The sequence below is a fragment of the Streptomyces sp. NBC_01235 genome (assembly GCF_035989285.1).
Lineage (GTDB): Bacteria > Actinomycetota > Actinomycetes > Streptomycetales > Streptomycetaceae > Streptomyces.
Genome location: NZ_CP108513.1, coordinates 8,545,072 through 8,571,814 on the forward strand (window position 1 = coordinate 8,545,072; position 26,743 = coordinate 8,571,814).

Below are 26,743 nucleotides of genomic sequence, written 5' to 3' on the forward strand. Positions count from 1 at the left end.
CTTCAGGCGTCGCTTCAGGCTCCGCTTCAGACGACACGAGGGCGCGTCATCCCCACAGCACCGCCCCCAGCCACGCGCCCATGATCAGCAGGCAGGTGAACAGCTCGGCGAGGATGCTGGAGCCACCGGAGCGCATCGCCGTGCGCAGGGCCGCCCGCGCCTCGCCGTGGCGGCCCAGGCGGAGGCGTTCGGAGAGGTAGATGCCGCCCATGTAGCCGGGGATCGCGCCGAGCACCGGGAGCAGGACGAAGCCGAGGAGCGCGCCGAGCCCCGCGTACACCGCCATCCGGGGGGTCGCACCACTCTCGCGCGGCCGACGGGGCGGCAGGGCCCAGCGCACCACCTGGGACAGGAACAGCGCCACCGTGGCCCCGACCAGCACGGCCCAGGCGACCGGCTGCGGATCGTCCAGCGCCCACCACAGAACCGCGGCCCACACCAGCCACGATCCCGGCACACCGGGCACCAGCACTCCGCACAGGCCGAGCAGAATGACGAGTCCGACCAGCAGGAGTTCCCACACTCCCATCTGCCCAGGGTGCCCGAGCCGAGGAGAAAACGCAGGTCAAGCCCGTACGGAACCGGATGGCACCCATCGGCATCGGTGCCTCTGCCTCAACCTCTGCCTGTGCCTGTGCCTGTGCCTGTGCCTGTGCTGTTGCCGGCGCCGGTGGCGGCCCCCGCACGGTCACCGCTCCCGGGTCACCCAGCCGCGCTCGTACGCGTGCCAGCCCAGCTGTAGTCGGGTCGTCACCCCGGCCAGCTCCATCAGCCCCTTCACCCGGCGCTGTACGGTGCGCAGGCCCAGGTCGAGCTGTTTGGCCACGCTCGCGTCGGTCATCCCGGCCAGCAGCAGGGACAGGATCTCCAGGTCGGCCGCGCCGGGACCGTCCGGGGCCCGCTCGGTGACACCCGCCGCGCCGAGGCGCAGCGGCAGCGCCTCCCGCCACACCGACTCGAACACGCCCGACAGCAACTCCAGCAGCCCGCTGGCGTGCACCACCAGCGCGGCGGGCTCCGCCGAACGGCCGGTCAGCGGCACCAGGGCGAGCGAGCGGTCGGCGACGACCAGCTTCGTCGGCACCTCGTCCACCACCCGCACCTGCTCGTCCCGGCCCAGCGCGGTGGTCAGCTCCGTCCTGCCGTGCGGCTGGTCGAGCACCGCCCGCTCCAGCACGACGCGGTAGCGCACCCCGCGGGCGGTCGCCCGTTCCTCCGCGTCGTTCTCGCTGCCGGTCACGGCCACCGGGGTGCCGGTGACCAGCGCGCACACCTCCTCGCTCGCCCCGAGCTGGAGCTGCAGGAAGCGCTGGGCGACGGCGGCGGCACCCGTCACGACCTCGACCAGGTCGTGCACCGCCGGCTCGGCCGCGGCCGCCCGGTACTCCTCGGCGAGGAGGACGGCCGCGAGTTCCGCCTGCTCCAACTCGTGCCGCTGCTGGGTGAGCAGCGCGCCCAGGGCGACGCCCGGGGGAGCGGCGACCCAGCGACCGGGGCGGCCCGAGGACTGCGCGGCGAGGCCGTGCCGTTCCAGCCGACGCAGAGCCCGTTCCGTGTCCTGCTCGCCGAGGGTCAGCCTGCGTGCGAGATCGGGCACGTCGGCGGCTCCCACCGACACCAGTGCCCGGTACGCCGACTCGTGGGTCTCGTCGAGCCCTATCGCTCCCAGCATCGGGTGCCGTCCTCCTTCTGACGTCCCGCCCGCCCACGTCCCGTGCCTGGCGGGAAACAGCCACGGCGTAAATCCGCCGTCGCACATCATCGCCGTACCGCCGGTCACTCTGCCAAGGTGTGGCCACGGCGGAAACACGTGATCATCCACTGACCATCCACAGCGGATCTCCAGAAGTGCCGTGCACACTCGGGCCGGTAGGCCACAACGCCATGGCATCGAGTTTCCGAAACGTGGTCCGGGCTCATGACGCGCAGGGGCGCGCAGGGGCGCCGAGCCCGGGTCGCCCCATGTCGCCGGACGGTTCTCCCGTGGGGGGTGGAACCGTCCGGCGACCCCTGTCGCACCTCACGAAGCACTCCCGTCGCACCGCTGTTCCGGACGTCGCTCGACAAGCTGTTCGACACGCGTACCGTGACGCATTTTCCGGATGCTCCGTTTTCATACGGCCCGTGCGGTGGACAATTGGGGGCATGAGCCAGCAGGGGGGAAGGTCCACCGGTCACGAGGACGACTGGTGGGGGCAGTTGTACGACGACTCCACCGAGGACACGGGGCCCACGCCCGCCGCCGACTCCCTGGACGACCGTTTCGCGTCGGCCGCCGGAGCGGTCCGCTCCGCGACCGCGGCGGCGCGCTCCGAGGGTGCGGCGGAGGGCGCGGACGCGGATACGGGTGTCGGGACGGCGGACGGCGCCGGTACGCGAACCACGGCGGACGCGCGGGACCCGGCGGGCACGGGGGGCGCGGGCGTAGCGGGGCTTGCGGGGACTGCGGCGGGCGCGCGGGATCCGGCGAGCGGCGTGGACGACGCGGACGTCCCGGGCCCCGCCGGTTCCGTGCCTACACCCCGGGCCGAGCGGCCCGGTCCAGGCGGCCGGACCGATTGGTGGACCTCGCAGGACGCGATGCCGACAGGGCCTCCTTCGCCGCCGGGGGCCACCGTTCCGCCGCCCCGGGGCGGCCGTGTGACCGACTCCGGCACAGGCCCAGGTGCAGGTGCAGGTGCAGGCCCAGGTGCAGGGCGGAACGCCGGGGGCCGTGACCGCGGGCTCGCCGATGAGCGTGACGTCGGGCGGGACGCGGGGCGCGGTGCCGGGCGTGACGTCGGGCGTCACGTGGGACGCGGGGTCGGCTGGGCCGCCGAGCCGGACGGCGGTTCCGATGCCGGCCCGGGCGCCGGAGACGTCGCGTGGGGTGACGCCGCGGGTGATCTCGGGTGGGGCGCCGGGCGGGACGCCGGTCCGGATGCCACGGGTACCGCGGACTCCGAGCCGGAGCGCGCCCTCGGACGGAGTTCAGGGCGCGACGTCGCCGGTCAGGGCGCCGACGTCGGCGTGGGCGTCGACGCGGACGCGGCCGATGCCGACACGGGCGCCCGTCCGACGGAGCGGTACCGGGCTCCCTGGGAACCGCCGTCGGACACGTCTACCGGCCCCACGAACTTCCCGCCCGGCCCGCTGCCGCCGGGCTTCGCCGAACGGGCGCCCCACGGCCCCGCACCCTCCGCGACCGGCGGCCGTACGCCGACGGAGACACCGCCCGCCGCTTCCGAAACCCCGACGCAACCTTCCCCGCCCGCGCCGTCCACCCCGCCCGGGTCGCCGCCAACGTCCTCGACCGAGCCGTCCACCTCACCAGCCGTGACCCCGCCTCCTCCCGCGCTGCCACCCACTCCGGCGCACGCGCCGCCGCCTCCGACAGCCCCCACCGTCTCCACCAGCGGCACGGCAGCACCCCTCCCACCGGCGAGTTACCCGCCCACCCCCGAGGGTGTCCCCGCCTCTGAGCGCGCCCCCGACCCGCAACGCGCCTCCACCACCGAGCGCGCCTCCAAGTCCCCGCGCCCCCCGCTCCCCGAGCACGCCCCCGAGTCCCAAGTACCTCCAGCACCTGAGCGTGCTCCCGACCCTCAAGGGGCCCCCGACCCCAAGGGCGTTCACAGTCCTCAAGGAGCCGCCGCTCCCCCATCCGCCGTCACCCCTCAAAGCAGCTCCCCTCGCCAAGGCACTCCCACGCCCCCAACCACCCCCGCCCCCGAAAACCCCCTCACTTCCCCCGGCAGCCCCCACCAGCCCGGCCATCCCCCCACCGTCCTCGCCCTCCCCGCCGTCCCTGCTCTCCCCGCCCATCCCGCACCCCCCGCTCTTCCTCCCGTCCCGGCTCACAAGGACTACGTCGGTTCCGGGCCGCCCACCTACGACGCCGAGCCCACCGCCCTTCCGCTCTCGGACCCGGACGCGTTGGACGATCTGGTCGCCGACACCGTCCTGGACGGGGCCCGGTACGGGGCCTGTGCGTTGCGGGCCGTGTCCGTGCGGGGGGACTCCGCGCGGTACCGGGGCGAGCCGCGCCGTGACTCGCTGCTCACCGCCCGCTTCGGCACGGGCGAGCACGCACTGATCCTGGTCGCGATGGCGACCGGCGCCAGAGCCACCCCGGGAGCGCACCTGGCGGCCGCCGAGGCGTGCCGGTGGATCGGACGGGCCGTGGGCCGCAGTCACGTCCGGCTCGCCGAAGACATAAGGGCGGCCCGGCGCGGCGACCTGAAGTCCGGCCTGCACCGTCTCACCGACCGCAGCCTCGGCCGGCTCCGTGCCAGCGCCGCCGAACAGGGCCTGGAACCCGAGGAGTACGCGGCCACCCTGCGCTGTCTGCTCCTGCCCGCCGACCCCGCCTGCCGTACGCGTGTCTTCTTCGGCGTCGGCGCCGGCGGACTGTTCCGGCTGCGCGGCGGCGTGTGGCGGGACATCGAGCCCCGGGTGGGCGAGGTCAGGGGAGAGCCGGTCGTCGGGTTCGGGTCCCTCCCGGCCGAGACTCCCGAGGGCGACCGCCTCACCATGGACCTGGGCATCACGACCCCGCCGAACCCCTACGACCCCGACCCCGACCCCGAACCGCCCCGCGAACCCTTCCGCTTCCGTGCCTCCGTAGCCCGCCCGGGTGACACGCTCCTGATGTGCACCGGCGGCCTGGCCGAACCCCTGCGCGGCGAGCCCGAGCTGTCCGCGTACCTGACGGGACGCTGGTCGGGCCGCACCCCGCCCGGCCTCGCCGCCTTCCTCGCCGACACCCAGGTGAGGGTGAAGGGCTACTCCGACGACCGTACGGCGGCGGCCGTCTGGGAGGCGTAACCGGGCCGCCGCGGCCACTGTGGAGGGATCGACCCGAGGAGCCCGAAGGGGTGGGTCGATCCATGGCCGAGCAGAACGCCGACAGGGCAGTTCGTGGACACCCTCGACCGCGCGGGAGTGAGGCGTCTCTACGGCGTGGTGGGGGACAGTCTCAACCCCGTCGTGGACGCGGTGCGCCGCAACCCCGGCATCGACTGGATCCACGTCCGCCACGAGGAGACCGGCGCCTCCGCCGCCGGCGCGGAAGCGCAGATCACCGGGAAACCGGCGGCCTGCGCAGGCTCCTGCGGACCCGGCAACCTCCACCTCATCAACGGTCTCCACGACGCTTACCGCTCCATGGCCCCGTCCTCGCCCTCGCCTCGCACGTCCCCTCCAGCGAGTTCGGCCTGGGCACTTCCAGGAGACCCATCCCGACCAGTTGTTCCGCGAGTGCAGCCACCACGGCGAACTGATCTCCAGTCCGAAACAGATGCCCTGCCTGTTGCGCACCGCCATCCAGAACGCGGTCGGCCGCAGCGGTGTCAGCGTGATCTCCCTCCCCGGTGACATCGCGGACCAGCCCGCCCCCGAGGAGCCGTCGAACCGCTCTCGTCACCGCCCGGCCCGCCGTCCGCCCAGGCGACGCGGAGCTCGACGCACTCGTCGAGATGATCGACGCGGCCGACAGGATCATCTGGCGAGACGGCCGATGAGCTGCTCGGATGCATCATGCGCCGTCATGTCGGTGATCACGTGGACGGTCTGCCGGGTGACCTTGCCAGTCCTCAGGTCGGTGCGGCGCCGAAGGACCTTCGCCGCCTGGTCCAGGCCCGGGCCGGTGACCGTCAGCGTGCGCACCGAGCGCGTCTCGCGCCGTCCGTGCCCGGCCTCACGGCCGTAGCGGTCCGAGGTCCGGCCGTCGGGAGCCACTGAACGGTGCCCGGACCACACGGTGCACGATTCTCACGCCGCTCTCCTATTGCCCGTGCCGGTGATGTCACCGTAACCTCCCCTCACGCCATTATAGGTCCGATGAATCAAGGGCTTCGTATCGCAGCCCTCATCTCCCGACCAGTCGATCCGGCCACACCGCACACCCACCCCGACCCGCGCGTCACCCTTCAGCTGTTGGTCTTCCATGCCGACGGGTCACCCGTCCTCAGCAGGTAGACGGCTCTGGACCACCAATCGCAACATGGTTCACTAGCAATCATCGGATCTATCTCGTTCGGATCCGTATCTGAGGAGCATCAATGCCGCTGTTCCGTCAAAGAGCCACCGGATGCCTCGGTGTGCTCGGCGCCCTGCTCGGCGCCGCGGTCGTCGCACCGACCCCCGCGGCCGCTGCCACTCCCACCCTGCTGTACGCATCGCCCACCGGCTCAGGCAGCACCTGTACGGTCAGCGCCCCCTGCAGCCTGGACGGCGTCAAGACCAAAGTGCAGGGCCTGGTCTCCGGCATGGCCGCGGACATCGACGTGTATCTGCGCGGCGGGACCTACCGACTGACACAGGCGTTCACTCTCGGGCCCTCGGACTCCGGGACCAACGGTCACAAGGTCGTCTACGCCGCCTACCCGGGCGAGAAACCGGAACTCAACGGCGCGAAGAAGATCACCGGTTTCTCGGTGTACGACAGCGCGAAGAACATCTACCGGGCCCCGGTGTCGGCCGGTACGCAGAGTCGGCAGATGTTCGTCGACGGGGTGCGCGCCCAGCGGGCCCGCGGCCCGCTCAACCCTGGCGGCTTCACTCTCAGCGGGTCCAGCTTCACCACCAGCGACACCTCCTACGCCTCGTTCACCAACGCCTCCTCGGTCGAGATCGCGTACGACAAGGACTGGAAGCACATGCGGTGCCCCCTGGCGAGCATCACCGTGCCCAGCGGCGGCGGATCCAGCCTCAATGTCGCCCCGGGCTGCTTCGTGAACAACAACACCTCGGTGGTCAACCGGGGCTTCCCCTTCAACGGCGCCGGCCTGCCCAAACTGGACGGCGTCACCTGGGTGGAGAACGCTTACCAACTACTGGACGAGCAGGGCGAGTTCTACCTGGACAGTGCGGCCGGCTACGTCTACTACAAGCCGCGCACGGGTGAGGATCTCAGTACCGCGGACGTGGAACTGCCCGTTCTGGAGAAGCTGGTCGACGCGAGCGGCACGCCGGGCCACCTGACCCCGGTCAACGACGACGACTCGCACGCCACGTACACCGGCGCGTGGTCCGCCTCCACCGGGCGCACCTTCGGCGACCTGCAGACCGATGTGCACTCCACCACCACCAACGGCGACTCGGTGAGCTACACCTTCACCGGCACCGGCCTGGACGTCCTGTCGGAGGTCAACAGCGACGAGGGCGGCATCGACGTCTACGTCGACGGCACCAAGACCCAGAGCGTCAGTGCGGCCGGCTCCACCCGCCTCGCTCAGCAGGTCATCGCCTCGGTGAGCGGGCTGCCCAAGGCGCAGCACACCGTCAAGCTGGTCAAGACCAGCGGCAACTTCATGGTGATCGACGGCTTCACCGTCATCCCCGACACCATGGCCCCGGTCCACGACATCACCTTGCAGGGCCTTACCTTCGCCTACACCACCTGGAACCTGCCCTCCACCATCGGCTACATCGACAACCAGGCGGGCGTGCTGTGGGACGCCGCCACCCAGGCCCCGCTCCGCGTCCCGGCGGCCGTCCAGATCCACCGCGGCGCCAACATCAGCCTCCTCCGCAATGAGATCGCCCACGCCGGCGGCAGCGGCGTCGACCTGGCCGACGGTACGCAGAACAGCTCGGTCACCGGCAACTTCGTCCACGACATCTCCGGCGGCGGCGTCTACGCCGGCGAGGTCGACGACTACTACCTCACCGACACCGCCCGGATGACCACCGGCGACACCATCTCGCAGAACTGGATCGAGCATGTCGCCCTGGACTGGCGCGACGCGGTCGGCATCTGGGGTGGCTACACCCGTGACCTGACCATCGCGAACAACGACGTCGGCCACACCCCCTACTCCGGGATATCGCTCGGCTGGGGCTGGGGCTACGCCTCGCCCTGCTCCATGCAGTCGGCCCAGGGCCTGTCCACCTGCCGCCACGGCACGATCTACGCGGGCGGCAACCAGATTCTGAACAACCACGTCCACGACGTGATGAACGTGCTGCACGACGGCGGCCCGATCTACACCAACGGCGGACAGGGCAACGGCGACGGTTCCGCCACCTCCGTGACCTCGGGCAACCTGCTTGAGGTGACCAACCACACCAACCAGATCATCTACCACGACGAGGGCAGCTCCTACTGGAACACCCACGACAACGTCGAGCGTATTGGAGCGGGCAACTGGGTCGGCATGTGGACGCCGACCATCCACGACAACAACATCCACGACAACTACGCCGACCGGTCGTCGTACGACAACCGGGGCACCAACATCACCCTGGTCCAGTCCACGATCGTCTCCGGCGGCGCCTGGCCCACCGCGGCCCAGGCGATCATCGCGGCGGCCGGTCCCACAGCCGCGTACCGGCCGCTCACCGGCCTGATCGACGACGACGACACGGCGATCGCCTACACCGGCGCCTGGAGCGCCAACGGCTACCGCGGCCTGGGCGACCTCCACGACAACGTGCACGCCACCGGTGCCAACGGTTCCACCGCCACGCTGACCTTCACCGGCACCGGCATCTCGGTGATCGGGGAGAAGTACAGCGACCAGGGCCAGATCGAGGTCTTCATCGACGGCACCTCCAAGGGCCTGTTCGACACCACCTCCACCACCCGCCAGGCGCAGCAGGCCGTCTACAGCACCAGCGGCCTGAGCGTCGGCAGCCACACCATCCAGGTCGTCAAGCGCAGCGGTTCGTTCGCCACCGTGGACGGCTTCGAGGTGACCGGCACCTACAACAACACCGACGCCTCCATCACGTACACCGGAGGCTGGAGCCGCTACGCCAACCGCGGCCTCGGCGACTACCAGGACGACGTCCACGCCACCGGGGTCAACGGCGACTCGGTCACCGTCACCTTCGTCGGCACCGGGATCGACGTGATCACCGAGACCAACACCGACGAAGGCGCGATCGCGGTCTCCCTCGACGGAGCCTCGCAGGGCGCCGTCAACGCCAACGCCACCAGCCGCCATGTCCAGCAGACCATCTACACGGTCAGTGGTCTGACGGCCGGACGGCACACCCTCACCCTCACCAAGAACAGCGGCACCTTCATGGTGATCGACCGGTTCGACGTGAAGTGACCGACCGCGGCCCCGGCCGCACAGCAGCGCTGCCCGTGCCGACCCCGGCACGGGCAGCGCTGATTCGAAGTTGGCTCGTGTGTGACTGCCGCCCTGGACGACCTTGGCGGTGCTGTACGTGTTCATCTACGACCATGCGGCCCCCGCGTCGCCGGATCGCCCGGCCATGGCGGCGTCTTCCTACGGCACGACCCACAAGAACCCCGACTTCGCCGCCGTCACCCGTGCCTGCGGCTCCCACGGTGTGCGCGTTGAGAAGCCCAGGCAACCGGCCGGGGCGCTGAAGGACGCCTACCGGCACAAGGGCCCTGCCCTCGTCGACATCGTCACCGACCCCAGCGCCCTGTCCATCCCGCCGAAGACCAGAGCTGAGATGGTCACCGGGTTTGCGCTGTCCGCCTCGAAGATCGTCCTCGATCGGCGGTGTGGGACGGATGCTGCGGCTCGCCCGCTCCAACCTGCGCAGCGTGCCACGGCCCTGGGGCGCTGGGAGGGGGCGGCCGGGGGTCCGTCGGCCGACGAGGGCAGGCCGCGGTGGTCGGGCGGTGGTCACCAGGGTGGGCGCGGTCAGGCGGTGGCGGTCCGGTGGCGGACGGTCGGGCGGGGTGGTCAGTCGGTGGCCGGGACCCACTGGCGCTCGCCGTTGTCCGAGCCGTACCAGTAGCGGGGCAGGCCCTTGATGCCGCTCGTGCGGAAGGGGCGGCCGTGGTCGTCGATGCGGACCGTGCCGGTGCGGCCCTGGGAGCAACAGCAGCAAGAACACGACCCGTTTCCGCACGACCCGTCGCCGAACCGCACTGGCCGCCGGCCTCGCGCTGGCCCTCGGGCTCGGCGTGACGGCCCAGGCCTCCGTGGGCAGCCCGCGCAGCGTCAGCGGCAAGCCGTCCGACAACGTCACACGCATCGCCGACTTCTACGGCGCCTACATCGACGCGGTGACCGACGAGGGCGGCGGCAAGCTCGCGGACGAACTCCGCAAGCACTACCTCACTCCCGCCTTCCAGAAGGAACTGAACGCCTGGGAGGACAAGAACCACGCCGACGGTGTCCTGCAGGCCCAAAACGTCCCGCTCGCCTGGAAGGTCACCGACAACGGCACGGCGAACCACACGGAGGCCGTCGTCACCCTGACGTGGAGCAGCGACACGACGTCCAGACTCGTCGTCGACATGACGCGCGGCCACAAGATCTTCCACATCGGCACGACCGGAGTCGAAGGCAGCTAGACACTCAGGTCCTCAGGTCCTTCAGGTCCTCAGGCGCTCGGTCCGACAGTGACTCTCGGCCGGGCGCCGCAGCCGTACCGTCCGGATCCCGAACGGCCGCAGTACGAAAGGCTCTTGGGTCTCGTACTGCGGCCGTTCGCGTATGCGGGGCAAACGGTGGGACCGGTTCCGGATGCGCTTCCGCCCTGAGGAACCGGCGCATTCCGGCCAACCTCGTCGGCTGCAGGAACGCGGTGGACCCAAGTGCCTTCCGTTACCGACTGGTTGGTGCACTCCCGCCGTCCGGCACCAGCTGCCCCACCTCCTCTTCGACTACGGCGAGGTCGGCAGGGGCGAATCCGTGGACGGTCCGATCCCAGGCGGTCAGCAGGTAGCCCGGGTGCGTACGTTCGAAGGGGTGGGGGGCGGCCGGGTCGGCGTCCGCCTCGCAGCGCGGATGCACCGGCTCACCACCGCTCACGGAGGAAGTGATCGTCGGGTGCCGGTTGCGCGGGTGCACGCCGTTCAGGGGTACGCCCGCGCCGTCGTGCACCGTCCCCTCCGCGTGGAAGCCGGGTCCGTCGTCGCTGAGGCCCTGGGGCCGATCACCGCCTCCGACCAGCCGTCCGCCCGCTCCTCGGGCACCCGTCCGGTCAACCGGAACCACCTCGTCGACCAGGACTTTCCCCGCCCGGTGCCGGTCGTGAGCGGCTCGTACGCGGCCCGGCAGGGCCCTGTCGACCGGCACCGACCCGACCTCCACGTGCCCGACGAACAGGGTCGGCGGCACATGGGCCCCGTACCGCGCGGGACGCACCAACCGTCGCATCACGCGCTCGGGACGCGCCTGAACCAGGGGCCGGTCGTCGTGCACGGCACCCTCCTCGGCGGTTCGGACGGGGCTGTCCGGCCCGACACCCACCCCTGGGAGGACTCGGGGAGCGCTCGGGAGCACTCGGGAGAGCCGCCCCGAGGCCCGCTCGAACATGGCCGAACACCCGGTCGTTGATGATTCGACATGACTGGCCCGGTGTCGACCGGGCAAGGATCCCCGTGAACGTGTTCGAGCAGGAGGGGAACCGACATCGACACGCGGGCGGGGGTCATGGAGAGGCAGGCACGGGGAAGCGGTCCGACGGCGATCGCGGGCACCTCGGCGACGAGAAGGACAGGGGAGGACACGGCCGAGGACCTGGCGGAGCAGGACCGGGCGTCGCAGCTCAGCCGCAGACTCGGACGGGCGGATCTGCGAGCGGTGCCCGAGGCACGGAGGGCGTTGCGGGAACTGTTGCGGGACTGGGGGAGGCCCGGCCGGTCGGAGACGGCGGAACTGCTCACCAGCGAACTCGTCACCAACGCGCTCGTGCACACCGACGACGACGCGGTTCTGACGGCCACCGTCTCCTCGTCCGGCCTGCGGGTGGAGGTGCGGGACTTCGTGGCCCGCCACCCCCGGCCGAGCGTCCCGACCGCCGACGACGGCACGCACGGCCGTGGCCTGGTCCTGGTGGAGTCCCTCGCGGACACCTGGGGCGTACGGGCACAGGGCGGCGGAAAGGTCGTCTGGTTCGAGTTGGGTGCCGGAGCCGCCTGAACGACGGGCGCGGGCAACCGGCCGGGCGACTCGACGGGCCGGTCGGCGGGCAACGCGACCCGCGTGACCGTGACGGGCGACGGGTGACGGACGATGGGTGATGGGCGAACCACAACGGGAAGGGGGCGCGACCGTCGTGGTCGCGCCCCCTTCCCGGTGATACCTGGCTGTCCGTCAGCCGAACTGCTGCTCCAGGTCCTTGAGCTTGCGCTCCAGGGAGTCGAGGCGCGGCAGGGCCATGGTGTCGTCCTCCGCGGTGAGGTCGACGGTGATCGACGAGTCGGAACCGTGGCGCACGGGCTGCAGGGAGGGCCGTGAGCGTGTGGGCAGCTGCTCCGTCGAGTTCGCTATGGCAGGCTCCGCGGAAACCCGCTCGGCCGTGGCGCGCTCCAGGGCGGCCTGGGCCTCCACCTGACGGCCACCGCCACCACCACGGCCGGGGAAGCGGCCGTGACCTCGGCTGATCGCCTTCAACTGGGCTCGCTCGACCCGCTGCTGCTCACGACGGCGCAGCTTGGTCTCTTCCTTGCGAGCCTTGTCCTCGCGGACCTCCTCGACGGCTTCGTCCAGGCTGCGCACGCCCTCGAGGAGCATCAGCGACCAGGCCCTGTAGGTCTCACGAGGGGCACGAGCCCAGCGCACGACGCGGATCTGCGGCAGCGGACGGGGCACGAGACCCTGCTCGCGCAGCGCCGCACGGCGGGTCTGCTTCAGGGCCCGGTCGAAGAGCACGGCCGCGGAAAGGGACATGCCGGAGAAGAACTGCGGGGCGCCGTCGTGGCCCAGGCCCCGGGGCGCGTGCACCCAGTTGAACCAGGCCGCGGCGCCGGCGAACGTCCACACGAGTATCCGGGAGCCGAGCGCCGCGTCACCGTGGCTGGCCTCGCGCACCGCGAGCACGGAACAGAACATCGCGGCGCCGTCCAGGCCGAACGGAACCAGGTACTCCCAGCCGTTGGTGAGCCCGAGGTTCTGCTGGCCGAAGCCGACCAGGCCGTGGAAGGAGAGCGCGGCGGCGACGGCCGCACAGCAGAACAGAAGCACGTAGGAAGCGGTTCCGTATATGGCTTCCTTGCGCCTGCGGCGCTCTTCGGTGCGCTCCCACGAGTCGTCCGCGCTCGCGTTCGCCCCGGAGGAGCGCTTGCCGCGCGCGAGCACCGCAACCGCCGCCAGCATGCCCAGGAGCAGTACGGCGCCGGGAAGCAGCCAGTTCAGCGATATGTCGGTCAGTCTCATCTGGGGGTCCCTTGCATTGGGATAGGGCGTAACGCCCGCCATAGTGGCCCAATCCCGCCGTCCCTCAGGGGGTTTCGGGGCAAGAGGCCGCCAAGGAGGTGCAAGGGGATGCCCAGGGCGACGTTCTGCTCGAACTGCCGCTTGAGGGGCGGGAGTTGAGTTCGAATAAGACTACCCGTACGGGTGGTTCCACGGAAAGTTCCCGTGGCAAGTGAGAAAGTTGTGAATCGCCTGTAACCGAAAGGGAGTCTCGTGCGGGTGATCTTACGGGACGTACGGGCGTGTCCGGTCGCCGGGGGGTGTCTGAGTGTGCCTCAACTGACAGCGGCGGCCGTGAGCTTGGTGACGCGGTCCGCGTCGCAGGTGCGCGGGCAGGTGGCGCAGGTGTCCTCGGGGCGCACCGTGTAGAACATGCAGCAGCTCGCCCGGTCCCGGGTGGGCAGGGCCTCGCCGTCCGGTCCGGTCAGCTCACGGAAGGCCGCCGAGCCGACGTAGGGCTGCGTGGCGCCGGGCAGCAGCAGCTCCAGCTCCCGTCGCGCCCGCTCCGGCTCGCCCTCGCCGAGCAGGTGGGCGACGTACCAGAGCCCCTCGACGACCTCGTCGGTCACCATGCCCCAAAGGGCCCGGCCGCGCCGCCGCGCCCGCGGCCCGAACCCGGCGAGCACCGGCTCGTGGTGCTCGGCTATCGCCGCCCGCACCTCCGCCCGCAGCGCCTCCTCGTCCCTGACCAGCCGGGCGCCGGGCAGCAGCGCCGCCGGGTCTCCCGGCAGACAGGCGAAGGAGGAGGGTGGACGGACTGCCATGCGCATGCCGTCGCCGGTGCGGTCGTACGAGACGTGCGTCACGGGGAAGCGGGGTACCCGGCGGTGCAGGAACCAGGGGACGGTGATCAGCAGGCAGGCGGGCCAGGCGTACCGATGCAGTCCGAAGCTCGCGACGACATCCGGGCGTGCCTTCTGTCCGTAGTCGCGGACGACCTGGGCGTCATCCCATGCGAGGAAGGCCTCCAGCGCGGATCCACCCTCCGCGAGCTCGGCCGCGGCGACCCAGCCGCCGCCCCGGGGAAACGGTTCCGCGTGCCTCAGCTCCGTGACGGTCAGGCCCGGGAAGACCTCCGTGAGACGGGTGTAGGCCTCCGCTGTGGCCGACGGGGCTGTGGGCATGCCGGGACCGCCGTTTCGGGAGCGATTAAAGGTAAGCCTTACCTTACCCGGAATCGTCGGGATTTGAACTGACGGCCAGTACGCCTAAGGTGCTTGACGGACGAGTAACAACCCGCCGTAATGGCCCCAAGTACCGACAAGGCCGGAGGAGGCCCCGTGGAGCAGAGTGCGCAGGGCTCCACCGGTACGGGAACTCCGGCCGCGCGGGGGGCCGAGGGCCGTGCCCGGGTGCCGGCGCAGACGCGCGGCGGGGCCGCCGGGTACGGCGAGATCGGCGAGGGCGCGGACCGTGAGCGGTGCGGCCCGTCGGGCGCCGCGCGCGGTGAGCACACGCACAGCGAGACCCCCTCTCCCGCTCTCGGCTTCCCTCGGGCGGGGGGACCCCCGGCGGGTCCCCGACCGGTCGTCCAGCGCGCCTCGGTGCGCGGCCAGATCCTCGACGCCCTGCGCACCGCGCTCGTCGCCGGGGAACTGCAGCCTGGCGAGGTCTACTCGGCGCCGGTCCTCGGGGAACGCTTCGGGGTCTCCGCGACGCCGGTCCGGGAGGCGATGCAGCAGCTCGCGACGGAGGGCGCCGTCGAGGTCGTCCCCAACCGGGGGTTTCGGGTGATCGTGCGGGGCACGCGCGAGCTCGCCGAACTGGCGGAGGTGCGGGCGCTGATCGAGGTGCCCGTGATGCTGCGGCTCGCCCGTACGATGCCCGCCGAGCGGTGGGCGGAGCTGCGGCCCCTCGCCGAGGCGAGCCTGCGCGCGGCGGCCTCCGGCTGCCGGGCCACGTACGCGGAGGCCGACCGTGTCTTCCACCGGGCGATGCTCGCCCTCACCGGCAACGAGCAGTTGGTCGGGATCGCCGAGGACCTGCACCGGCGGTCGCAGTGGCCGTTGGTCGGCGGGCCCGTCGCGCGAGGACGCGCCGACCTCGTGGCGGACGCGACGGAGCACATGGCTCTGCTGGAGGCGTTGACGGCACGGGACCTGGACGCGGTGCGGGCGCTGGTGCGGGAGCACTTCGCGGGCGCAGCCTGAGCCGACGGTTCGTGGTGCGCGGTGTGGCCGTCGGCGCCGTCTGCGCCGTGCAGCCTGTGCCGGCGCAGGCCGTGCCGTGGCGGTCCGTGCCGTGGCGCGCCGCGGTGGCGCCGGTTCGCTGGGGGCTGCCGCCCCCAGACCCCCGCTTCGGCCCTGAAGGGGCCTCGTCCTCAAACGCCGGACGGGCTGATTTGCCGTCACCGGCGCTGATATGCCGCTCCAGCCGCTCCAGCCGCTCCAGCCGCTCCAGCCGCTCCAGCCGCTCCAGCCGCTCCAGCCGCTCCAGCCGCTCCAGCCGCTCCAGCCGCTCCAGCCGCTCCAGCCGCTCCAGCCGCTCCAGCGCCGTCGCTGCCGCCCCTACGCCGTCGCTGCCGGCGGTGGTGCCAACTGCCGTGCCAGCCACGTCGGTACGCCGCCCAGCAGCCGGAACAGCCGTCGTGCCTCCTCCCGCAGCCGGGAGGCCTCCGGCTCCACTTCCGCGTCCGCCAGTGAGGCGAGCGCCGGAGCGGTGCCCACGAGGTAGCCCAACTCCTCCCGGATACGCAGGGATTCGGCGAAGCCGTGCCGGGCCTCCGCCATCTCCCCGTCGCGCAGGGCGAGTCCGGCGAGGTGGCGCCAGGTGAAGGACAGCAGCAGCGAGTCCGAGTGCGCCGCGGCCGCCGTGTGGGCTCGTCGGTAGGCGGCCCTCGCGGCCTGCGGGGAACGGGCGATGTTCTCGGCGAGCAGCCCCCGGCGGAAGTCGAGCAGCGCCCTGCCCGCAGCGTCCGGCGGGATCAGCGCCGCCGCCCGGCCGAGCGCGGCCCGCGCCTCGTCCACCCGGTCGCGCACTCCGTGCACCGTGGCCGCGTAGGCAAGTTGCCCGCGTTCACAAGCGGCGGCGCCCCGCTCCTCGTCGTCGTGGGCCAGCGCCTCCGCCGTGCGCAGCGCGTCCTCGGCGTCCTGCCAGCCCTGCTCGGTGTACAGGCACCGCTCCACGAGCAGCGCGGCCCGCTGGATCGCGCCCTCCGCCGTGTCCGGCGGGACGAGGGCCGCCGCGTCGGCCCAGCAGGCCCGCGAGCGCAGCCGCCAAACCGCGGTCTGGAGGGGGTCGTCACCTGAGGTCGTTCCGGTACCGGACATGGCGGTGTACGCCACGTTGCCCTCCCCGAGCGCGCCGTCGAGCTTTGAGTGGTGGCCGCATCTCAGCACGAATCCCGGCACCGAGCCAAGGGGGCGGGTGAAGGATTTCACAAAGTCGTGGGACTCTCCGTCCCCGAAGGTTTCGACGGGTGGTGACCTACAGGTAGTGACCGGTGTCCGTTTGTTGTCAGCTGTGTCAGCTGTGTCAGCTCATGCGCAGGGCCAGGAAGAAGTCCAGCTTGTCCTCGAGACGCGACAGGTCACGGCTCGTCAACTGCTCGATCCGCCCGACCCGGTAGCGCAGTGTGTTGACGTGCAGGTGCAGGCGGGAGGCGCACCGGGTCCACGAACCGTCGCAGTCCAGGAACGCCTCCAGCGTCGGGATCAGCTCGGCGCGGTGGCGTCTGTCGTAGTCCCGCAGGGGGTCCAGGAGACGCGCGGTGAACGCTCTGCGCACATCGTCCGGGACGAACGGGAGCAGGAGCACGTGCGAGGCCAGCTCCTGGTGCCCGGCCGCACACACCCGCCCCGGCCGGGCGGCGGCCACCCGCCTCGCGTGCCGTGCCTCCTCCAGCGCCCCGCGCAGCCCCTCCGCCGAATGCACGGCAGCGCTGACTCCCAGCGTGAGCCGGCCGTCGCCGTCGAGACCCGACGAAAGCGGTTCCCGTACGGCCGTCAGGAGCGCGTCGGCGAGGACACCGCGCTCGGAGCCGTCGTGCTCGCTCGACACCGCAGGCAGCGGCACGAGGGCGACGGCCTCCGCACCCGTGTGGGCGACGGCGATGCGGTCGGAGGGCTCCGGGCCCGTGGCGAGCGGGTCGACCAGGATCTCCTCCAGGAGCGACTGGGCGACCGGGCCGGCCTCCAGGCGGCCGTCCTCCCACTCGACACGGGCCACGACCACCTGCCAGTGCGGCGCGGCCCCCAGGCCCGGCAGCAGCACCGGCGCGGCCACCCGCAGGCGGGCCGCGATCTCCGCCGGCGCCGCGCCCGTCTGGACCAGCTCCAGCACCTCCTGCGCCAGGCGCCTGCGCACCGTGCGCGCGGCGTCCCGGCGGTCCCGCTCCACCGCGATCAGCTGGGTGACGCCCTGGAGCAGGTCGAGGCGCTCGTCCGCCCAGTCCCCGGCGTCGGCCTCGACGGCCAGCAGCCAGTCCGACAGCACGCTCTCGCGCACGTCCCGGCCGGCCTGCGGGGTCTGGGCGGTCTGCGGGGCGCGGCCGCCGCTGCGGATCGGGAACAGCGAGTACGTCGCCTGGCCGACCAGCACCCGGTGCGGTCCGCGCCGGCCCGTGCGGACGGCCGCCAGATGCTCCGCCGCGAGCCTCGCGCACACGTCGGCCGGCAGGCCGGGGCCCGCCACCTTCGGGCCCGCGATGAGCCGGCCGGTGGGGGAGAGAACCCAGGCACGCAGGTCCAGGTCCGAGCCGAGCAGGTCCAGGACGACGTCCGGGCCGCCGCCCGCCGGGCCCGAGGTCATCATCCGGCGGTGCCGGTCCACCACGGCCGCGAGGTCCCCGGCGCGCTCGCCGGACACCTGCCGCACGACGTGCTCGGTGATCGTCGCGAAGGCCACCGACTCGTGCACCGCGAACAGCGGCAGACGATGCCGGGCGCAGGCCACGACCAGGTCTTCCGGGACGTCGCCCAGCTCCGCCTCACCCGCCGCGAGCGCGGCCACCCCGGCCTGCACCAGGATCCGCACGAACGGCTCGGAGTCCGCCGCGTCCCGGCGCCACGCCAGGCCCGTCAGCACCAGCTCACCCCCGGAGAGGTAGCGGCTGGGATCCCGCAGGTCGGTGGTCATGACACCCCGCACCGCGCGGTCCAGCTCTTCCTCGCCGCCGAGGAGCCTGAGGCCCAGCGCATCGGTGTCCAGCAGTGCGCGCAGCCGCATCTCGTCGCCGCCGTTCTGTGTCTCGAAATCTACGATGAGTCTTGAAGGATGTGGCGGGAAGGCACCCGCCGCCGCCCCGCCTTCCGGGGTCGGGCCGCTGCGGCGGACGGTCACGCACCGCATTCTTTGATTGCCAGGCTGTTTCCTACGTTTCCACAGGAAAACGAGGAGGTTACTGATGGCCTCCGTTCATACGAATCTACAAGATGCCCCGGCCGACCAGCCAACTCCTTCATGGTTTCCGTGACTGACCCGGTCGGAGCAAGGCGCTGTGTACTGGCCTCACTCCACGTGAACAGCACATGTACGAGCCGGGCCCGCCGCACCCGATTCTGGCTCGATCGATACGACTGTCGACATGACAGCCGATACGACTCACGAGACTCATGAGACGAAGAAGAGAGCCGGTCATGGACTTCCTTCGCCCCGCCAGCTGGGAGGAGGCGCTCGCCGCCAAGGCCGAGCACCCCACCGCTGTGCCGATCGCGGGTGGCACCGATGTGATGGTCGAGATCAACTTCGACCACAGGAGGCCCGAGTACCTGCTCGACCTCAACCGTGTCGGCGACCTCTACGAGTGGGAGGTCGGCGAGGAGAGCGTGCGGCTCGGTGCCTCCGTCCCGTACACCGGGATCATGGAGCACCTGCGCGCCGAGCTGCCGGGCCTCGCCCTCGCCTCGCACACCGTGGCCTCCCCGCAGATCCGCAACCGCGGCGGCGTCGGCGGCAACCTCGGCACCGCCTCCCCGGCCGGCGACGCCCACCCCGCCCTGCTGGCGGCCGGCGCCGAGGTCGAGGCCGAGTCGGTGCGCGGCACGCGCCGGATCCCGATCGACGAGTTCTACACCGGCGTGAAGCGCAACGCGCTCGCCCCCGACGAGCTGATCCGCGCCGTCCACATCAAGAAGGCCGACGGCCCGCAGCAGTACTCCAAGGTGGGCACCCGCAACGCCATGGTCATCGCCGTCTGCGCCTTCGGCCTCGCGCTGCACCCGCAGACGCGCACCGTCCGCACCGGAATCGGCTCCGCCGCCCCGACCCCCGTTCGGGCCAGGACCGCCGAGGACTTCCTCAACGCGGCGCTCGAGGAAGACGGTTTCTGGGACAACGGAAAAGTCATCACCCCGTCGGTCGCCAAGCAGTTCGCGGACCTGTGCGCCGCCGCCTGCAACCCGATCGACGACGTCCGGGGAACGGCCGGTTACCGCCGTCACGCGGTGGGCGTCATGGCCCGCCGGACGCTGACCTGGACCTGGGAGTCGTACCGCGGCGCCCGCCGCACCACCGAGGGAGCTGCGTGATGCGCGTCAACTTCACTGTCAACGGACGTCCGCAGGAAGCCGACGACGTGTGGGAGGGCGAGAGCCTGCTGTACGTGCTGCGCGAGCGGCTCGGGCTGCCCGGTTCCAAGAACGCCTGCGAGCAGGGCGAGTGCGGCTCGTGCACGGTCCGGCTGGACGGCGTCCCGGTGTGTTCGTGCCTGGTCGCCGCCGGTCAGGTGGAAGGGCGTGACGTGGTCACCGTCGAGGGGCTCGCCGACTACGCCAGGCAGCGCGCCGAGCACGGCGGTTGTGGAACCGGTTCCTGCGGCACCGCAGATGCGCCGGGTGTGTCGGGCGCGTCGGGGACCTCGCTCGACGAGGCCAGGGGCTGGCAGGCCAAGGGCCAGGACTCCCACACCGGCGAGGGCACCGAACTCGCCCCGATCCAGCAGGCGTTCATCGACGCCGGCGCCGTCCAGTGCGGCTTCTGCACCCCGGGGCTGCTGGTCGCCGCCGACGAGATGCTGGAGCGCAACCCGAACCCGACCGACGCGGACATCCGCGAGGCGCTCTCCGGCAACCTGTGCCGCTGCACCGGTTACGAGAAGATCATGGACGCGGTCCGCCTGGCGGCCGCCCGGCAGGGAGAGGCGGTCTGACGATGTCTTCCCCCAACGGCACCCCCACCAAGATCACCCAGGGTTCGCAGACCAGGGGCGGCATCGGCGAGTCCACGCTCCGCCCCGACGGCACCCTCAAGGTCACCGGCGAATTCGCGTACTCCTCCGACATGTGGCACGAGGACATGCTCTGGGGCCAGATCCTGCGCTCCACCGTCGCCCACGCCGAGATCGTCTCCATCGACACGTCCGAGGCCCTCGCCACGCCCGGCGTCTACGCCGTCATGACGTACGACGACCTGCCGACCGACGTGACGAACTACGGCCTGGAGATCCACGACACCCCGGTCCTCGCCCACGGCAAGGTCCGTCACCACGGTGAGCCGGTCGCGATCGTCGCGGCCGACCACCCGGAGACCGCCCGCCGTGCCGCCGCGAAGATCAAGGTCGAGTACCGCGAGCTGCCCGTCATCACCGACGAGGCCTCGGCGACCGCCCCGGACGCGATCCTGATCCACGAGGGCCGCGACGACCACCACAGCGGTCACGTCCCGCACCCGAACATCCTCCACCGCCAGCCGATCATCCGCGGCGACGCGACCGAGGCCGCGCGGCGCGCCGACGTCGTCGTCAAGGGCGAGTACACCTTCGGCATGCAGGACCAGGCCTTCCTCGGCCCGGAGTCCGGCCTCGCCGTGCCGGAGGAGGACGGCGGCGTCCACCTCTACATCGCCACCCAGTGGCTCCACTCCGACCTGCGCCAGATCGCGCCCGTCCTCGGCCTGCCCGAGAGCAAGGTGCGGATGACGCTGGCCGGGGTCGGCGGCGCTTTCGGCGGCCGCGAGGACCTGTCGATGCAGATCCACGCCTGTCTGCTGGCCCTGCGCACCGGAAAGCCCGTCAAAATCGTTTACAACCGTTTCGAGTCCTTCTTCGGACACGTCCACCGTCACCCGGCCAAGCTCTTCTACGAGCACGGGGCCACCCGTGAGGGCAAGCTGACCCACGTGAAGTGCCGGATCGTCCTGGACGGCGGCGCGTACGCCTCCGCCAGCCCGGCCGTCGTGGGAAACGCCGCCTCGCTCGGCATCGGCCCGTACGTCGTCGACGACGTCGAGGTCGAGGCCATCGCCCTCTACACCAACAACCCGCCCTGCGGCGCGATGCGCGGCTTCGGCGCGGTCCAGGCGTGCTTCGCCTACGAGGCGCAGATGGACAAGGTCGCGGCCGAACTCGGCATGGATCCGGTGGAGTTCCGCCGGCTCAACGCGATGGAGCAGGGCTCCCTGCTGCCGACCGGGCAGGCGGTCGACTCCCCGGCGCCGGTCGCCGAACTCCTGCGCCGTGTCAAGGCGATGCCGTTGCCGCCGGAGCGCCAGTGGGAGAGCAGCGAGGGCGCGGACGTACGGCAGCTGCCCGGCGGTCTGTCCAACACCACGCACGGCGAAGGCGTCGTTCGCGGAATCGGTTACGCGGTCGGCATCAAGAACGTCGGTTTCTCCGAGGGCTTCGACGACTACTCGACCGCGAAGGTCCGCATGGAGGTCATCGCCGGCGAGCCCGTCGCGACCGTCCACACGGCCATGGCGGAGGTCGGCCAGGGCGGTGTCACCGTCCACGCGCAGATCGCCCGCACCGAGCTGGGCGTCACGCAGGTGACCATCCACCCGGCGAACACGCAGGTGGGCAGCGCCGGCTCGACGTCGGCCTCCCGGCAGACGTACGTCACCGGCGGCGCCGTCAAGAACTCCTGCGAGCTCGTCCGGGAGAAGGTCCTGGAGCTCGGGCGCCGCAGGTTCGGCTCCTACCACCCGGCCTGGGCCAACGCCGAGCTGCTCCTGGAGGGTGGCAAGGTCGTCACCGACGGCGGTGAGGTCCTCGCCGACATGGTGGACGTGCTCGGGGAGGAGGCCGTCGAGGTCGAGGCCGAGTGGCGGCACCGGCCGACCGAGCCCTTCGACCTGCGCACCGGGCAGGGCTTCGGACACGTCCAGTACTCCTTCGCCGCGCATCGCGCCGTCGTCGAGGTCGACACCGAGCTCGGCCTGGTGAAGGTCATCGAGCTGGCCTGCGCGCAGGACGTCGGAAAGGCGCTGAATCCGCTTTCCGTGATCGGTCAGATCCAGGGCGGCACGACCCAGGGGCTGGGCGTGGCGGTCATGGAGGAGATCATCGTCGACCCGAAGACGGCGAAGGTCAGGAACCCCTCCTTCACGGACTACCTGATCCCCACGATTCTCGACACGCCGACCATCCCCGTCGACGTGCTCGAACTCGCCGACGACCACGCCCCCTACGGGCTCCGTGGCGTCGGCGAGGCACCCACCCTGTCCTCGACCCCGGCCGTCCTCGCGGCGATCCGGAACGCGACCGGGCTGGAGCTCAACCGCACACCGGTACGTCCGGAACACCTCACCGGAACGTGACCCCACGGGGTCTGAGCCGCTGACGTCCGGGGGGCCTCGTCCCCCCGGACCCTTAACTGTTCGTCTCGGGCCGTCCCCCGGGTCGTCCATTCCCAAATCCCGTGGGCTCGCCGCAGGCAGCACACGGGTGTCCCTTTGAACCTTGGGAGGAGGCGCACATGACCCAGCAGTCACTGGAGCCGAAGCCTCTTGCCGGGGACGCGGGCGAGGGGGCCCGCGTCCCGGCTGGACGGTCGTGGTTCGACCGCTACTTCCGCCTCGCTCGACCCGGATCCACCGTTGGGCGCGAGGTATGCAGCGGTGTCACCATCTACATGGCGATGGCGTACACCCTTCTGCTCAACCGTTCCTTGGCAGTGGACGGGGATGAGGCCGTCCACTGGCACGCCCCGAACGGTTTTGGGCGCACTGGTCCCCGGCGTACTCGACCCCGGGGCGGCGACACGCATCCCGTGCGTGCTCCGGTCCCAGGAGGCCAGTTCCCTGTGCGACCTGGCCACACAGATACGGTCAGAGGCGACGGAGAGGCCCTGAACCATCACTCTGGTGGAGCAGGGGCCCCGCACACCGACACCGCACCTGGTGTCCCAGATCGCACAACCACGCTAGCCTGCGTGGCCCAGGGCACCGCAAGCCTGGAAGCCGACCATCACACCATCGAGTTAATTCGACCTCGCGCAACGCTCGGTGGGCAGTTGTCAACGTCCTGCTTCGGCGGGCGAACTCGCGGGCTGGCCCGTCCTGTTGTTCGCCGGCACGCTATTGTTGATCTTCATGCTCCAGGCCCGGAACGTCCCCGGCGCCATCCTCATCGGCATCGTCGGCGGCACGGTCGTCGCCGCGATCCTCGACGCCGCCGGGGTCGTCGACCCGAAGCAGTGGGCGGCCGGCGCCCCCGAACTGCACGGCAGTGCCGTCTCGATGCCCGACTTCTCGCTCTTCGGGGACGTGGAGTTCGGCGGCTGGGGCGAGGTCGGCGCGATGACCGTAGGCGTGATCGTCTTCACGCTCGTCCTCGCCGGGTTCTTCGACGCGATGGCCACCATCATCGGCGTCGGCACGGAGGCGGGGCTGGCCGACGACAAGGGCCGGATGCCGGGCCTGTCCAAGGCGCTGTTCATCGACGGCGCCGGCGGAGCGATCGGCGGCGTGGCGGGCGGCTCCGGCCAGACCGTGTTCATCGAGTCGGCGACGGGTGTGGGCGAGGGAGCACGCACCGGCCTCGCCTCGGTCGTCACGGGGACCTTCTTCGCGGCCTGTCTGTTCTTCACCCCGCTCACCGCGATCGTCCCGCAGGAGGTCGCCTCCGCCGCCCTGGTCGTCATCGGCGCGATGATGCTGATGAACGCCCGCCACGTCGACTGGGCCGACCGGGGAACCGCTGTCCCGGTGTTTCTGACCGTCGTCCTGATGCCGTTCACGTACACCATCACCACCGGTGTCGCCGCGGGCGTCATCTCCCACGTCGCCATCAAGGCCGCGCAGGGCAGGGCGCGGGAGATCGGGGCCTTCATGTGGGGCCTGACGGTGATCTTCCTCGTCTACTTCGCCCTCCACCCGATCGAGAACTGGCTGGGCGTGCACTAGCCGCTCCGCTCGACGAGCAACCGCCCTCCACACAACCGCAGTCAAGGAGACCGAGAGATGCTGGACATCGCCGAGGAGCTGAACGGGTGGGTCGAGCAGGGCCGTGACTTCGCCGTGGCCACCGTGGTGGCCGTCGGCGGCAGCGCGCCCCGCCGGCCGGGCGCCGCCCTCGCGGTGGACGCCGACGGCACGGCGATCGGCTCGGTCTCCGGCGGCTGTGTGGAGGGCGCGGTGTACGAGCTGTGCCGACAGGCGCTTCAGGACGGGGAGTCGGTCCTCGAACGCTTCGGCTACAGCGACGACGACGCCTTCGCCGTGGGGCTCACCTGCGGCGGGATCATCGACATCCTCGTCACCCCGGTGCGGGCCGGCGATCCCGTCCGCCCGGTGATCGCTGCCGCCCTCGAGGCCGCCGCCTTTGGGCGGGCCGCCGCGCTGGCACGGATCGTGACCGGCCCGGCGGACCTGGTCGGCCGGGCAATGCTCGTCCGCACCGACGGGAATGACGACAGTAGCTGTTACGACAGCGGTTCCTACGGCCGCGGCCATGACGACAGCGGTTCCTACGGTGGCGACAATGGCGACAGCGGTTCCCCCACAGGTGGCTTCGGTGCCCATCCCGAGCTGGACCGTACGGTCGCGGCCGAGGCCGCTGCCTTCCTCGACGCCGGTCGCACCGGCACGCTGGAGATCGGCGAGCAGGGCTCCCGCTGCGGGGCCCCGCTCACGGTCCTCGTCGAGTCGTCCGTGCCCGCGCCCCGGATGATCGTGTTCGGCGCGATCGACTTCGCGTCCGCGCTGGTTCGGGTCGGCAAGTTCCTGAACCACCACGTGACGGTGTGCGACGCGCGACCGGTCTTCGCGACCGAGGCCCGCTTCCCGGAGGCCGACGAGATCGTCGTCGAATGGCCGCACAAGTACCTGGAGCGCACGGAGGTGGACGCGCGGACCGTCCTGTGCGTGCTCACCCACGACGCCAAGTTCGACGTACCCCTGCTCCAGCTGGCGTTGCGCCTGCCGGTCGCCTACGTCGGCGCGATGGGTTCCCGCCGCACCCACCTCGACCGCAACGCCCGCCTGCGCGAAGTGGGCGTCACCGAGCTGGAGTTGGCGCGTCTGCGCTCACCCATCGGCCTCGACCTGGGCGCCCGTACGCCCGAGGAGACGGCGCTGTCGATCGCCGCGGAGATCGTTGCCAACCGGCGTGGCGGCAGCGGGGTCCCACTCACCGGGGCGCACACGCCGATCCATCACGACGTGACGTCCGTGCCGGCGGGGCGGATCGGCTCGGTGGCCTGAGCCGCCGTCCCGCGCACGGCCGGCTGGTCCGGCCAGGTGAACGCGTAGCGGGGGTCGCCGCCCCTGCTCAGCCGCACGTAGCGCAGCAGTTCGCGCGCGATGCCCGCGTTGCCCATCGCCCACCCGGTCTGCGGTTCGAGATCGCTCGGAGTGACCCGGTGTTCGACGTTGGACCAGCGCGCGCCGTCGGCGTCCCGGGTCGCGTGCGAGGCCAGGTCCGCCACGAGGATCCGGGCGAAGTCGGCGGAGTCGCCGTCGGGGGAGTCGCCCTGCTCGGCGATCCGGTCGCAGGCCAGCGCCAGCACTCCCGTCGTGCCGCAGCAGCGGCCGTTGTTGTCCCAGAAACCGGGCCGCAGTCGTTGCGGCAACCCGGAGCGGGTCACGGTGTGCCAGCAGCGGTCGGCGAGGTCCGACCAGGAGGGCTCGCCGAGGACGTCCCTCAGCAGCCGGAAGACCTGGGCGTCGCCGGCCGGGCCGTGACACCAGCCGAAGCTGTGGCGCTCGACGCGGTCGGAGCGGTGCTGCGGGTCGGAGTGCGGGACGAGGAAACCCTCCGGCCCGGCCTCGTCGCGGGACACGACCTCCGCGACCCCGGCCCTCGCGAGCTCGACGAGATCCTCGCGGCCCGTGGCCGCTCCGACGGCGGCGAGCGCGTACGCGATGCCGAGAGTGCCGTGCGCGAGGTGGTGCAGTCGGGGCTCGACCCCGCTGCGCCACTCCCAGGTCACGCCCGCCGCGGTCGGCTCGGCCATCCGCGTGTACGGCTCCAGCGCGCTGAGCGCCGCGTCGGCGTCGCCGCACAGCAGGGCACCCAGTCCGATGCCCGCGTTGCCGCCCATGAGCTCGAACAGGGCACCCCAGCGCGTCCCGTCGAAACGTGACCGCACCCGTTCCAGGGCCCGGTCCGCGGCGGCGTCGGCCGAGCTGTCGCCGAGTTCGTGGTGGACGGTGCGCAGCACGAGGGCGATGCCGGTGAGGCCGAAGTACAGGGAGTCGTCGGGGTGGTCGTCGACGGTGTCCGCGAGGCTGCGGGCGGCACGCAGGGCGGTGTCGGCGTACGTGTCGTCCCCGAAGTGCCGCCAGGCCTCCAGGAGTACGGGGACGACCCCGGCCGTCCCGTTGTAGAGCATCGGGTCGACATCGTCGTCCGAGGGTCTGACGGGCCAGCCGAGCCCGCCGCCCCCGGTGTGCCGCGCGGCGCCCCGCATCCAGCGCAGGGCATCCACCGCGAGTTCCTCGACCGCGTCGACTCCCGTCATGAGCTCACC

Annotated in this window: 18 protein-coding genes and 4 pseudogenes; 13 read left to right on the forward strand and 9 right to left on the reverse strand. The window is 71.7% G+C overall.

Annotated elements, in window-relative coordinates; all coding sequences use genetic code 11:
• Positions 1–46: 46 nt before the first annotated feature.
• Entirely contained in the window at positions 47–529 is a 483-nt protein-coding gene (locus OG289_RS38430) for a DUF456 domain-containing protein (protein ID WP_327318624.1), read from the reverse strand.
• A gap of 159 nt (positions 530–688) precedes the next feature.
• Entirely contained in the window at positions 689–1,672 is a 984-nt protein-coding gene (locus OG289_RS38435; protein WP_327318625.1) for a helix-turn-helix domain-containing protein, read from the reverse strand.
• Between the two features lie 473 nt (positions 1,673–2,145).
• On the opposite strand from OG289_RS38435, the gene OG289_RS38440 reads away from it, so the two are divergent.
• Together OG289_RS38440 and OG289_RS38445 are read left to right on the forward strand one after the other, a co-directional pair.
• Positions 2,146–4,806, forward strand: coding sequence for a protein phosphatase 2C domain-containing protein (locus tag OG289_RS38440; RefSeq protein WP_327318626.1), 2,661 nt, complete (start codon positions 2,146–2,148; stop codon positions 4,804–4,806).
• 62 nt (positions 4,807–4,868) lie between these two features.
• Positions 4,869–5,480: pseudogene (locus OG289_RS38445) on the forward strand (thiamine pyrophosphate-binding protein); the annotation flags it as partial.
• Here the strand turns inward: OG289_RS38445 and OG289_RS38450 are convergent.
• Positions 5,479–5,739 (reverse strand): hypothetical protein, encoded by a 261-nt coding sequence (locus tag OG289_RS38450; RefSeq protein WP_327318627.1) that lies wholly within the window; start codon positions 5,737–5,739, stop codon positions 5,479–5,481. The pseudogene OG289_RS38445 and the gene OG289_RS38450 overlap by 2 nt on opposite strands.
• Before the next feature lie 302 nt (positions 5,740–6,041).
• Here OG289_RS38450 and OG289_RS38455 point away from each other — a divergent pair, with 302 nt between their 5' ends.
• From OG289_RS38455 to OG289_RS38465, 3 genes and pseudogenes are all read left to right on the forward strand, one after another.
• Positions 6,042–9,041, forward strand: coding sequence for a hypothetical protein (locus OG289_RS38455; RefSeq protein ID WP_327318628.1), 3,000 nt, complete (start codon positions 6,042–6,044; stop codon positions 9,039–9,041).
• A 178-nt stretch (positions 9,042–9,219) separates the two neighbouring features.
• Positions 9,220–9,520, forward strand: a pseudogene (locus OG289_RS38460) (thiamine pyrophosphate-dependent enzyme); the annotation flags it as partial.
• Positions 9,521–9,838: 318 nt separating this feature from the next.
• Complete coding sequence (locus OG289_RS38465; RefSeq protein WP_327320938.1) at positions 9,839–10,267, forward strand: hypothetical protein; 429 nt, start codon at positions 9,839–9,841, stop codon at positions 10,265–10,267.
• 253 nt (positions 10,268–10,520) lie between these two features.
• Here the strand turns inward: OG289_RS38465 and OG289_RS38470 are convergent, their stop codons facing one another.
• A complete protein-coding gene (locus OG289_RS38470; protein WP_327318629.1) occupies positions 10,521–11,120 on the reverse strand; it encodes a hypothetical protein in 600 nt (199 codons plus the stop codon).
• A 231-nt stretch (positions 11,121–11,351) separates the two neighbouring features.
• Here OG289_RS38470 and OG289_RS38475 point away from each other — a divergent pair, with 231 nt between their 5' ends.
• Entirely contained in the window at positions 11,352–11,840 is a 489-nt protein-coding gene (locus OG289_RS38475; protein WP_327318630.1) for an ATP-binding protein, read from the forward strand.
• Between the two features lie 174 nt (positions 11,841–12,014).
• Here the strand turns inward: OG289_RS38475 and OG289_RS38480 are convergent, their stop codons facing one another.
• Complete coding sequence (locus tag OG289_RS38480; protein ID WP_327318631.1) at positions 12,015–13,076, reverse strand: DUF2637 domain-containing protein; 1,062 nt, start codon at positions 13,074–13,076, stop codon at positions 12,015–12,017.
• A 314-nt stretch (positions 13,077–13,390) separates the two neighbouring features.
• Positions 13,391–14,239 (reverse strand): (2Fe-2S)-binding protein, encoded by an 849-nt coding sequence (locus OG289_RS38485; protein WP_327318632.1) that lies wholly within the window; start codon positions 14,237–14,239, stop codon positions 13,391–13,393.
• Positions 14,240–14,395: 156 nt separating this feature from the next.
• Between OG289_RS38485 and OG289_RS38490 the strand changes: the two genes are divergently transcribed.
• Positions 14,396–15,265, forward strand: coding sequence for a GntR family transcriptional regulator (locus OG289_RS38490; RefSeq protein WP_327318633.1), 870 nt, complete (start codon positions 14,396–14,398; stop codon positions 15,263–15,265).
• 357 nt (positions 15,266–15,622) lie between these two features.
• Here OG289_RS38490 and OG289_RS38495 read toward each other — a convergent pair whose 3' ends face one another.
• On the reverse strand, positions 15,623–16,399 hold the full coding sequence (locus tag OG289_RS38495; RefSeq protein ID WP_327318634.1) for a hypothetical protein: 777 nt from the start codon (positions 16,397–16,399) through the stop codon (positions 15,623–15,625).
• 190 nt (positions 16,400–16,589) lie between these two features.
• Positions 16,590–18,281: a PucR family transcriptional regulator gene (locus tag OG289_RS38500; RefSeq protein ID WP_327320939.1), complete on the reverse strand. Its 1,692-nt coding sequence runs from the start codon at positions 18,279–18,281 to the stop codon at positions 16,590–16,592.
• A gap of 410 nt (positions 18,282–18,691) precedes the next feature.
• Here OG289_RS38500 and OG289_RS38505 point away from each other — a divergent pair, with 410 nt between their 5' ends.
• From OG289_RS38505 to OG289_RS38530, 6 genes and pseudogenes are all read left to right on the forward strand, one after another.
• The gene (locus OG289_RS38505; protein WP_327318635.1) at positions 18,692–19,582 is read left to right on the forward strand and encodes an FAD binding domain-containing protein; all 891 of its coding nucleotides are present in this window, start codon (positions 18,692–18,694) and stop codon (positions 19,580–19,582) included.
• Positions 19,582–20,202 (forward strand): (2Fe-2S)-binding protein, encoded by a 621-nt coding sequence (locus OG289_RS38510; RefSeq protein ID WP_327318636.1) that lies wholly within the window; start codon positions 19,582–19,584, stop codon positions 20,200–20,202. Before OG289_RS38505 ends, OG289_RS38510 begins: the two co-directional genes overlap by 1 nt.
• A gap of 2 nt (positions 20,203–20,204) precedes the next feature.
• A complete protein-coding gene (locus OG289_RS38515) occupies positions 20,205–22,589 on the forward strand; it encodes a xanthine dehydrogenase family protein molybdopterin-binding subunit (protein ID WP_327318637.1) in 2,385 nt (794 codons plus the stop codon).
• A gap of 158 nt (positions 22,590–22,747) precedes the next feature.
• Positions 22,748–22,937 (forward strand): annotated as a pseudogene (locus OG289_RS38520) (NCS2 family permease); the annotation flags it as partial.
• A gap of 366 nt (positions 22,938–23,303) precedes the next feature.
• Positions 23,304–24,176: pseudogene (locus OG289_RS38525) on the forward strand (solute carrier family 23 protein); the annotation flags it as partial.
• A 57-nt stretch (positions 24,177–24,233) separates the two neighbouring features.
• The gene (locus OG289_RS38530) at positions 24,234–25,475 is read left to right on the forward strand and encodes an XdhC family protein (RefSeq protein ID WP_327318638.1); all 1,242 of its coding nucleotides are present in this window, start codon (positions 24,234–24,236) and stop codon (positions 25,473–25,475) included.
• Here OG289_RS38530 and OG289_RS38535 read toward each other — a convergent pair.
• On the reverse strand, positions 25,427–26,734 hold the full coding sequence (locus OG289_RS38535) for a lanthionine synthetase LanC family protein (RefSeq protein WP_327318639.1): 1,308 nt from the start codon (positions 26,732–26,734) through the stop codon (positions 25,427–25,429). The genes OG289_RS38530 and OG289_RS38535 overlap by 49 nt on opposite strands.
• Between the last annotated feature and the right edge of the window lie 9 nt (positions 26,735–26,743).

Bases quoted from the DNA above. Each gene is read 5' to 3' on its own strand.
- OG289_RS38430 (WP_327318624.1), bottom strand. From the start codon at position 529: ATGGGAGTGTGGGAACTCCTGCTGGTCGGACTCGTCATTCTGCTCGGC.
- OG289_RS38435 (WP_327318625.1), bottom strand. From the start codon at position 1,672: ATGCTGGGAGCGATAGGGCTCGACGAGACCCACGAGTCGGCGTACCGG.
- OG289_RS38440 (WP_327318626.1), top strand. From the start codon at position 2,146: ATGAGCCAGCAGGGGGGAAGGTCCACCGGTCACGAGGACGACTGGTGG.
- OG289_RS38455 (WP_327318628.1), top strand. From the start codon at position 6,042: ATGCCGCTGTTCCGTCAAAGAGCCACCGGATGCCTCGGTGTGCTCGGC.
- OG289_RS38475 (WP_327318630.1), top strand. From the start codon at position 11,352: ATGGAGAGGCAGGCACGGGGAAGCGGTCCGACGGCGATCGCGGGCACC.
- OG289_RS38480 (WP_327318631.1), bottom strand. From the start codon at position 13,076: ATGAGACTGACCGACATATCGCTGAACTGGCTGCTTCCCGGCGCCGTA.
- OG289_RS38485 (WP_327318632.1), bottom strand. From the start codon at position 14,239: ATGCCCACAGCCCCGTCGGCCACAGCGGAGGCCTACACCCGTCTCACG.
- OG289_RS38500 (WP_327320939.1), bottom strand. From the start codon at position 18,281: ATGCGGCTGCGCGCACTGCTGGACACCGATGCGCTGGGCCTCAGGCTC.
- OG289_RS38505 (WP_327318635.1), top strand. From the start codon at position 18,692: ATGGACTTCCTTCGCCCCGCCAGCTGGGAGGAGGCGCTCGCCGCCAAG.
- OG289_RS38510 (WP_327318636.1), top strand. From the start codon at position 19,582: ATGCGCGTCAACTTCACTGTCAACGGACGTCCGCAGGAAGCCGACGAC.
- OG289_RS38515 (WP_327318637.1), top strand. From the start codon at position 20,205: ATGTCTTCCCCCAACGGCACCCCCACCAAGATCACCCAGGGTTCGCAG.
- OG289_RS38530 (WP_327318638.1), top strand. From the start codon at position 24,234: ATGCTGGACATCGCCGAGGAGCTGAACGGGTGGGTCGAGCAGGGCCGT.
- OG289_RS38535 (WP_327318639.1), bottom strand. From the start codon at position 26,734: ATGACGGGAGTCGACGCGGTCGAGGAACTCGCGGTGGATGCCCTGCGC.